Genomic DNA, 9431 nt, shown 5'->3' with positions numbered 1-9431 from the left:
TTTTATGATTGATAATGATTGTTTTTGCGTTATCATGTTCGTTGTTAAATTCATGTAACTTGCCGGCGATGCAACCGTTCAGTTCACACTGGGTTGTTTGAGTCGGTCAGATAGCAACAGACAGGTAGCAACACAGTGAAAGCCATTCTAGATATCGGTAAAACCCACATTAAATTACTGTTTGTACAAAACGGTGCAGAACAAGCCAGTTTTAGTTGTAAAAATGCGCCTATCGCGGGAATGTATCCGCAGGCTGATGTGGCCTCAATCTGGTCCTGGCTGTTAGAAACCTTTCACTCCTACCCAGGCACGAGTAAGGTTACTGATTTGGTTTTCACTACGCATGGCGCTACCGCTGCACTGGTTAACGCTAAGGTGCAGGATAAGGCCACTGCACTGGCACTGCCTGTCCTTGATTATGAATTCACCGGTGTCGATAGTTGCACGTTGGCCTACCAGGCGGTGCGGCCTGCATTTGAAGATACCTTGTCCCCCGAATTACCGGCAGGGTTAAATTTGGGTAAGCAGTTGTTCTGGCTGCAGCAGAAATATCCCACGCAATTCGCCAATACCACTCACATTGTCATGTATCCACAGTACTGGGCATGGCGGTTCGGTGGGGAACTAGCGAGTGAAGTGACGTCACTGGGTTGCCATACTGATATGTGGTCACCAAAAGCCGGGCAATATTCATCGTTGGTATCGCAGCAGAACTGGCTAAACCTGATGCCACCTATGCGTAACGCCTGGGATTGTTTGGGGCAGGTTAGTGACGCTGTTGCAAAGGAAACCGGATTACCTGTTGAGTGTAATATTTATGCCGGTGTACACGACAGCAATGCCAGCTTTTTACGTTACCTGAAGTCCAGCCAGACAGGCAGTGGCGCGTTTACTGTAATTTCAACCGGTACCTGGACTATTCTGATGCAGGGCAACGGCAACGTTGCGGATTTAGCGGGGCATCGCGATACGCTGGCCAATGTGGATGTGAAAGGCAATCCGGTGTGTTGTGCCCGTTTTATGGGGGGCAGGGAATACGAAAGTATTTGTACTACCCTGGGTGGCAATATCAGCATGACAGTGGAGCTGAATGATGTGCAGCGAGCCATCAGTGAGCAGTGGCTGGTAACACCGGATTTTAGCGCGGGCAACGGGCCATTCGGTGGATTAACGCCGTCATTTTGTTGTCCTTCAGCGCCTGAGGCTCCTCAGGCCATAGCCACACTGTATTGTGCACTGATGATTGATCAGCGACTCAATGATTTAAACGCGTCGGGTCCTATCTTTATTGAAGGGGCATTCTTAAAGAATCCGATACTTTGCCAAATAGTTGCGCAGTTGCGCGCCGATCAGCCGGTGTATCTTTCTGCGGATAATACCGGTACGGTAATGGGGGCTGCGGCGCTCATTGATTTTGAGCAAACCAGCGCACTGGCATTTCCGTTGAATCCTTGCCAAGCCACTCAATTCGACGATTTATTGGCTTATAAAGCGGCGTGGTATAACGAAATCAATAAAAATCAATCATAAATTTCACATTATGATTGAAAATGAATTGTTAAATAACTATATTTGGTCAAGTTTGCGTAAACACAACAGGACCAAATATGCTGGAAAAACAACGACAACAATTAATTTTAGATATTCTGGATGAGTCTTCTTTCGCCAGTGTGAAAGAGTTGTGTAAGCAATTAAATTCGTCTGAAGCCACTATTCGTCGGGATTTGGTAAAGCTGGCGGCCGCCAATAAAATCAAAAAAATTCGCGGTGGTGCGCAGGTAGTTGATACGCGAACCGTGTCGAATATTAAGCTGTCGGGCAATGCGTTCCTGGTTGATCGCGAGCGCAACACCGACACTAAGCGCATGATTGCCAAAGCCGCTACACAAATGTGTAATGACGGTGATTCCATTATTATTAATGGCGGTACGTCTACTTTTATGATGGCGGAGTTTTTAGCGGAACGCCGCATGAATATTCTGACCAATTCCTTTGTGTTGGCTAATGAACTGCTTGATAACAGCCAGAATCAAATTACCTTGCCTGGCGGTGAGGTGTATCGCAAGCAAAGTATCATTTTGAGTTCTTTCGAAAACGATACTACGCAAAATTTCCATGGCTCTAAAATGTTTATGGGCTCACCGGGTGTGAGCGAATTTGGCGTGGTAGAAAACGACCCGTTATTAATTTTGGCTGAACAGAAGTTACGCAAGCGCGCAGAGCAACTGATTGTACTGGCGGATAGCAGTAAAATTGGCGTTCGCGGTAATCTGATATTCTGTGGTTTGTCTGACGTAGATGTTGTCATCACCGATTCCAATGCCGACCCTGAAGTGCTGGATAAGATCCGCACCCACGGTGTAGAAGTTCTGGTGGTTGAAGCCTGCGAATAAACGTGTTTGCCGCTTTCGGACAGTCACTCAGAACACAAGAGTAATTGTCCGAGCCCTCCATTCGAACTTTCCCTTCGAACGCTTCCATTTCTAACACCGTTTTTCACTTTTTTATTCCCATTCATATAAGCGGTTATTTCGTCACGATTATTTAACATTCGACGTGTTCATCAATGAAACTCCTGTTACATTTCTGTTAATTTGTGATTGAAAATGATTGACAAAGATTGTTGTGCAGGTATATTGCACAGTAAATTCAATCTTCAATATGCAATTGAAGTCAATTTATAGCAATAACAGCAAAGGACACCTTCATGCCTTATCAGCCAGATGACTACAGACACGTCAATTATTTATGGGAAGATGACGTTGCTGACAAACTCGACCCGGTAGAAAACCTGGTCTATCGTTCTAACAAGCTGGGTGAAGACCAGCGAATCACCAACACTGGCGGCGGTAACACGTCAGCTAAGATTATGGAAAAAGATCCATTAACCGGTCAGGACGTTGAAGTTCTGTGGGTGAAGGGGTCGGGTGGTGACTTAAGAACCTCTACCAAAGAAAATTTCTCTTCTTTATACGCCGACAAATTGCGTGCGCTGGATGAGGTTTATCAGATTTACCCTGACAAAGGCTATAAGTCTGCCGGTGAAGATCGCATGGTTGGCATGTTCAAGCATTGTAACTTCTGTTTGAATCCTCGCGCGTCGTCTATCGACACACCTCTGCATTCCATGATTGACGAAAAGCACGTTGACCACCTGCACCCAAATGCGGTGATTTCAGTGGCGTCCTGTAAAGATCAGGAAAAACTGACTGAAGTGATTTGGGGCGGCAAGCTGGCTTATGTGCCTTGGATGCGTCCTGGCTGGGAAGCAGCCAAAGTGTGTGAGGATACCTACAAAGCCAACCCGGCTATCTGGGGTATTTTGCTGGGGCAGCATGGCCACACAAACTGGTCTTCTGAAAGCAAGAGCTGTTATGAAACATCTCTGTGGGTAATTGAAACTGCAGCGCGATATATTGAAGAGCACGACAAAGGCGAAATGACTTTTGGCGGCCAGAAATTCCAGAGCCTGAGTGAATCTGCCCGCACTGATTTGCTGAAGGCATTCCTGCCAGTAGCGCGTGGCCTGATTTCAAACAAAGTGAAGTTTATTGGTACGGTACAAACCGACGACAACACTTTGCGCTTTGTGAACAGTGTTGATGCACCGCGTTTGGCTGAACTGGGCACATCGTGTCCTGACCACTTCCTGCGCACCAAAATCAAACCGTTATACGTAGATTTCAATCCGCAAACTGACGATGTTGACACGCTGATCGCTAAGTTTAAATCAGGTCTTGCCGCATACCGCGAATCTTACACAGCTTACTATGAAGCCTGTAAACGTGAAGACTCACCCGCGATGCGCGATCCAAGTCCAACGGTAGTACTTATCCCTGGTATTGGCATGATCGCCTGGGGCAAGAACAAGAGTGAATCTCGCGTTACCGCTGAGTTCTACAATTGTGCAATTGAAGTAATGCGCGGCGCCGAGGCCATTTCGGAATACACGGCGCTGCCACAGCAAGAAGCCTTTGATATCGAATACTGGGCGCTTGAAGAAGCCAAACTGCAGCGCATGCCGGCTGAAAAGCCATTGGCACGTGACGTAGTTGTTGTCATTGGCGCGGGTGACGGTATCGGTAAAGCCGTAGCGCATCGGGTTGCTAAAGAAGGTGCTCACGTGGTGTGTGCGGATCTGCGTTTTGAAAATGCTGAACGCACTGCAAAAGAACTCACCGATATTTATGGTCAGGGCATCGGCGTTGCTGGCAGCGGCATCTCTGCATGTGGACCGGCAGTGGCGTTACAGGTAGATATTACCAAGCGTGACACAGTGTCTGCTATGTTTACTAATGTTCTGCTTGCCTACGGCGGCATCGACAAAGTCATTGTGACCGCAGGCGTGTTTATGGCCGAAGGCGGTGACATGGCGAAGAATGATCAAATCTTTGATTTAAGCTTCGGTGTTAACGTGAAAGGTGGCTATGTGGTAGCGTCTGAAGCTCAGCCGATATGGGAAAAACAAGGTCTCAAAGGCGCAATGGTATTAACTACCAGCGTTAACGCAGCGGTATCCAAGAAAGGCTCGCTGGCGTACGACACCAGTAAAGCCGCAGCCAACCATCTGGTACGCGAACTGGCTGTGACCTTGTCACCCAATGTGAATGTGAATGCATTGGCGCCTGCCACGGTAGTGCAGGGCAGCAGCATGTTCCCCAGAGACCGTGTTATTTCATCATTAGCCAAATATGACATTGCGTTTGATGAATCCGAAAGCACTGAATCACTGCGAAGCAAGCTTGCAGAGTTTTATGCCCAGCGTACGCTGACTAAACTGCCTATTACGCCAGACGATCAAGCCGAAGCGGCTTATCTGTTGGTATCGGGCCAACTAAGTAAAACCACCGGTCAGGTGATCAGTGTGGATGGCGGCTTGCACGAAGCCTTCCTAAGATAAGGGGAATAACAATGAATAAACGTATTGATAGCGCCTTACTGGAGGCCGAAAACGCCAAGCGCGTAAATGATTTAAACAGTGATTACGCAGCACTTGGCGATAAGTTGGCGCGTGCAGACATCGATATTGAAGCGATTACCGCCAAAGCGGGTGAGTTTCAAATCGCAGTGCCTTCATGGGGCACTGGTACTGGTGGAACGCGTTTTGCGCGCTTCCCGGGCGAAGGCGAGCCGCGTAATATTTTTGAAAAGCTGGAAGATTGTGCAGTTATTAACGAATTGTCTGGTTGTACCGACAGTGTGTCTCCACACTTTCCATGGGATAAAGTAAGTGATTTTTCTGAACTGAAACAACAGGCTGATGCATTTGGTCTGAAGTGGGTATCAGTTAACTCTAATACCTTTCAGGATCAACCAGGACAGGCGCATTCATACAAGTACGGCAGCCTGAGCAATACGCAAAAAGCGTCGCGCGACCTGGCAATTCAGCACAATCTGGACGTGATCGAATACGGTCAGAAACTGGGTGCCAAGAGCCTTACCGTATGGGTTGGCGACGGTTCAAACCATCCAGGTCAGCAACACTTCCAGCGCGCCTTTGAGCGCTACCTGGCCAGTATGGAAGAAGTATACAAAGGTCTGCCTGATGATTGGGAGATGCACATCGAACATAAAATGTTTGAGCCTGCGTTTTACTCAACCGTGATTCAGGATTGGGGTTCAAACCTACTCGCTGCAATGCACCTGGGACCAAAGTGTAAGTCACTGGTAGACCTTGGGCACCACGCGCCTAATACCAACATTGAAATGATTGTGTCGCGTTTGATCCAGTTTAAAAAGCTGGGTGGATTCCACTTCAATGACAGTAAATACGGTGATGATGACTTAGACAGTGGTTCTTTGCATCCTTATCAGCAGTTCCTGATTTTCAACGAATTAGTGGATGCGGAATACCGCAAGCAGGAAGGCTTTGGTCCAGCATACATGCTTGATCAATCTCACAACGTGACTGATCCGGCTGAAAGTCTGATTAACTCGGCGATTGAAGTGCAGCGTTCTTATGTGAAAGCGTTGCTGGTAAATCGCGAAGCACTGTATGACTTCCAGGAAAACAACGATGCACTGATGGCGTCGCTTGAGCTGAAAAATGCGTTTAACCTGGATGTGTCGCCAATTCTGGCCATGGCACGCTATCGTAAAGGCGCAGCAATTGAACCTCTGGCGGTTTATCGTCAGGCGGGTTACCGTAAAGCAATGGCAGTGGCGCGTCCGCGCGATCCAAATGCCACCGGCTCTGGTATCGTTTAATTTTTGGCGTGTCCGGCAGGGCGGATGTCCTGCCAGCGTTTGTTGAAACAGCCCGCCATACACGCGGGCTGTTTGTTTTGTACTGTACTTAACGTAGGTTGTTCACAATGCGACTCAGTCAGTGTCACAATTTTCATGACTTTCGGCGTTTAGCGGAAAAGCGCTTGCCGGGTCCTATTTTTAATTATATCGACGGCGGTGCCGACGACGAAAGTACCTTACGCCGCAATACGTCGGCGTTTCGCGAGTGCGATCTGATTCCTCGAGTGTTAACCGGCGTGAAAGATATTGATCTGTCGGTTGAAGTGATGGGTCAAAAACTTAAATTACCGGTGTATTTATCGCCCACCGCGTTACAACGATTGTTCCATCATCAGGGGGAGCGGGCCGTTGCCGCTACCGCTGAAAAGTTTGGTACCATGTTTGGCGTGTCTTCGCTGGGCACCGTGAGCATGGAAGAGATAGCCAAACAATATAATACGCCGCAGGTGTATCAGTTTTATTTTCACAAGGATCGCGGCCTGAACCGGGCAATGATGGAACGTGCCAAAGAGTCTAACATTGAAGTGATGATGCTCACCGTTGATTCGATTACCGGCGGTAACCGGGAACGTGATTTGCGCACCGGATTTTCGATTCCTTTCCGCTTAAACCTGAAAGGACTCTGGCAATTTGCGACTAAGCCTGCCTGGGGAATCAACTACATCACTCATGAAAAGTTCAGTTTGCCGCAATTAGATGCCCATATCGATATGGGCGGCGGTGCCAGTTCAATTGGTGATTATTTTACCAATATGCTGGATCCATCCATGAACTGGAAAGACGTGGAAGAAATGGTGAAGTTCTGGAACGGCCAGTTTTGCTTAAAAGGCATCATGAGCGCGGATGATGCGAAACGCGCCGTAGACATCGGGTGTACTGGTATAGTGATTTCTAATCACGGTGGACGTCAGTTAGATGGATCGCGCAGCTCGTTTGATCATCTGGCAGAAATAGTAGATGCGGTGGGCGATCAAATTGATGTGATGTTCGACAGCGGTATTCAGCGCGGTACTCATGTGCTTAAGGCGCTTGCACTGGGGGCCAAAGCAGTCGGTATCGGTCGATACTATCTTTACGCTCTGGCAGCAGCCGGGCAAGCTGGTGTAGAACGTGCTATGCAGTTACTGGTCGCTGAAATTGAGCGCGATATGCGTTTAATGGGATGCAGCAAGATCAGCGAACTTAACCGCGACCACGTGCGGTTCAGATAGCTATTTACTCGTACTATAAACTCAGCCAGCGCAAGCTGGCTTTTTTATTGATTGTTCCGATCTTGCATTTGCCTGCTAGCTATCTGAATTGATGATATACCCATTAAAGCTTAGGGTTGTATATTAATTGTTCAATTTTGATGTTGTTTATACAATGATGTAATAACTGGATCGGAATTTTGCGAGGGAATATGCAAACTATTGCAATGTATTGTGATGAATACGTGGATTTGGTTAATGCGTTAGACAGAGTCGGATTTGCGGTATACAGGGATATGTCACCACAGACCAAAGGTGAGTTATTAAACTTTTATGAAGTTCAGGACTGTTACGAGATTAACAGAAGTGACGGTTCAACAATCACAACACGCAGAGGGACAGGAAAGAGCAGAACTGTAAAAGTGATGTTTACCATAGAGCCAGAAACAAAAAAATATGATGTTTATGTTGCCAGACTAGACAATTAGCCCGGTTAAAGGACTTCTCTTATAGGTAAAAAAAGGGCTGCGCACGGCAGCCCTGAAATAGTCTTCAAACTCCTGCAATCGCGCAGTCGTTATTGGAAAGAGTTACCCACACCAATCACGATGGTAGATAACACCAGCAGGCTGATCCCCGCAAGCAGCAACATGCGACTCTTTCGATTACTGCCACGCCATTCCATTAATGCCAATCCCCACAGCGTAGAGAAAATAATGATACTGGCCATATGAATTGTCCAACTGGAGAATTCATACTTGCCCATATGGCTTTCGCCCATGGTGTAAAAGAAGAACTGGAAGTACCAGAGTGCACCACCTAAGGAGGCCAGCAAATAGTTTTTTACCAGATTGTTAACTGGCAGCTTTTCTGCCGATTCAGCTACCTGACCAAGGTATTCTTTGGCGGTGCCATTCTTTTTGATTAACCAAAAACACCACAACGCATTGGTAGTTAATCCGCCAGCCAGTACAACACATAATACCGGCAAACCTTGCCATAACGACGCTGTACCCGCAGCGATGGTTAGTTCATTAATTGGCTTACCAGCGGCAATGCCAAACGCAAAGCAACTCGACATAATTCCCGAGAACAGTGCGATCAACAATCCCTTGCGCATATCTACGCTCTCGCTGTTTTCTGATGTGTGCAGGCTTTTATTCTTTTCAGCTGTAGCCTTCGCTACAATAATTACGCCAATCAGAGTCATAAAAGTTCCCGCCACGGCAAACTGACCACTTGTTGTTGCGATGACCTCGCCAAAATGACCTGATGCGATGGGCGGACCAAGGGTACCTAACACGGTAGTTAAACCCAATACAATCGCCATACCTGACGAAATACCCATATAGCGAACTGCTAATCCAAATGTTAAACCGCCAAATCCCCAGCCGGCACCCCAAAGGTAACATTGCTGTAACACCTCAGGCGACGTTGAAGATAACACGCCAAGTAGATCTTCAGTTTGGATCCAGGCAAAAAACCAAGGGCAAATCAGCCAGCTAAAAATGCCGCCACATAACCAGAATATTTCCCACGACCAGCGCTGTATGCGCTTGTAGGGTACATAAAAGCTGGCGGAAAACAGGCCGCCAAGCCAATGGAAAAACACACCTAATAACGGGTTTGACGCCATGCAACACTCCTCTCATAGCCAGTCTGTTTACGGTTACCAAGATTAAATTGTTTAATTTTTGTAAAAGTCGGCATGTAGAATACAACGGTTTTTGTTAATAATCACGCATTATCAATCTTTATTGGTCATGATTTGTGATTGCGGGTGATTGATTGACTGTGAGGAAGTAGATATTCAAGGAATTGCGACAGGTTTAGCGAAGTACCAGCACCTTATATCGAAGGGTTGGCCGAGAGGGGGGGCCAATGGGATTGCCGAATGGATTGCCAATTGGATTGTCGAAAGGGTTTCCGAATGGACAAACGGGCGATGGGCTAAAAGCCCGTATGGGTATATACCCTATGCCCGCCTTACAG

Annotated in this window: 6 protein-coding genes; 5 read left to right on the top strand and 1 reads right to left on the bottom strand. The window is 47.3% G+C overall.

Annotated features, from left to right (window positions below; translation table 11 throughout):
• Positions 1-135: 135 nt before the first annotated feature.
• From ACLR2L_RS16385 to ACLR2L_RS16365, 5 genes are all read left to right on the top strand, one after another.
• Positions 136-1530: an FGGY-family carbohydrate kinase gene (locus ACLR2L_RS16385; protein WP_413369604.1), complete on the top strand. Its 1395-nt coding sequence runs from the start codon at positions 136-138 to the stop codon at positions 1528-1530.
• A 77-nt stretch (positions 1531-1607) separates the two neighbouring features.
• On the top strand, positions 1608-2393 hold the full coding sequence (locus ACLR2L_RS16380) for a DeoR/GlpR family DNA-binding transcription regulator (RefSeq protein WP_140957071.1): 786 nt from the start codon (positions 1608-1610) through the stop codon (positions 2391-2393).
• Between the two features lie 314 nt (positions 2394-2707).
• Positions 2708-4900 carry a bifunctional rhamnulose-1-phosphate aldolase/short-chain dehydrogenase gene (locus tag ACLR2L_RS16375; protein ID WP_413369602.1) on the top strand — a complete coding sequence of 731 codons (2193 nt, stop codon included), beginning with the start codon at positions 2708-2710 and terminating at the stop codon, positions 4898-4900.
• A gap of 11 nt (positions 4901-4911) precedes the next feature.
• On the top strand, positions 4912-6207 hold the full coding sequence (gene rhaI / locus ACLR2L_RS16370; RefSeq protein ID WP_413369600.1) for an L-rhamnose catabolism isomerase: 1296 nt from the start codon (positions 4912-4914) through the stop codon (positions 6205-6207).
• Between the two features lie 107 nt (positions 6208-6314).
• Positions 6315-7460: an alpha-hydroxy acid oxidase gene (locus tag ACLR2L_RS16365; protein WP_413369598.1), complete on the top strand. Its 1146-nt coding sequence runs from the start codon at positions 6315-6317 to the stop codon at positions 7458-7460.
• Between the two features lie 556 nt (positions 7461-8016).
• Here the strand turns inward: ACLR2L_RS16365 and rhaT are convergent.
• Positions 8017-9075 (bottom strand): L-rhamnose/proton symporter RhaT, encoded by a 1059-nt coding sequence (gene rhaT / locus ACLR2L_RS16360; RefSeq protein ID WP_413369596.1) that lies wholly within the window; start codon positions 9073-9075, stop codon positions 8017-8019.
• Positions 9076-9431 lie beyond the last annotated feature (356 nt).

The organism is Alteromonas sp. AMM-1 (genome assembly GCF_047290655.1).
GTDB lineage: Bacteria > Pseudomonadota > Gammaproteobacteria > Enterobacterales > Alteromonadaceae > Alteromonas > Alteromonas mangrovi.
The sequence above is the reverse complement of the archived record's forward strand: the minus strand, read 5'-3'. Positions and strand labels throughout refer to the sequence as shown.

What these genes read in the sequence shown, in the direction of transcription:
- ACLR2L_RS16365 (WP_413369598.1), top strand. Translation starts at nt 6,315, where the DNA reads ATGCGACTCAGTCAGTGTCACAATTTTCATGACTTTCGGCGTTTAGCG.
- rhaI (WP_413369600.1), top strand. Translation starts at nt 4,912, where the DNA reads ATGAATAAACGTATTGATAGCGCCTTACTGGAGGCCGAAAACGCCAAG.
- ACLR2L_RS16375 (WP_413369602.1), top strand. Translation starts at nt 2,708, where the DNA reads ATGCCTTATCAGCCAGATGACTACAGACACGTCAATTATTTATGGGAA.
- ACLR2L_RS16380 (WP_140957071.1), top strand. Translation starts at nt 1,608, where the DNA reads ATGCTGGAAAAACAACGACAACAATTAATTTTAGATATTCTGGATGAG.
- rhaT (WP_413369596.1), bottom strand. Translation starts at nt 9,075, where the DNA reads ATGGCGTCAAACCCGTTATTAGGTGTGTTTTTCCATTGGCTTGGCGGC.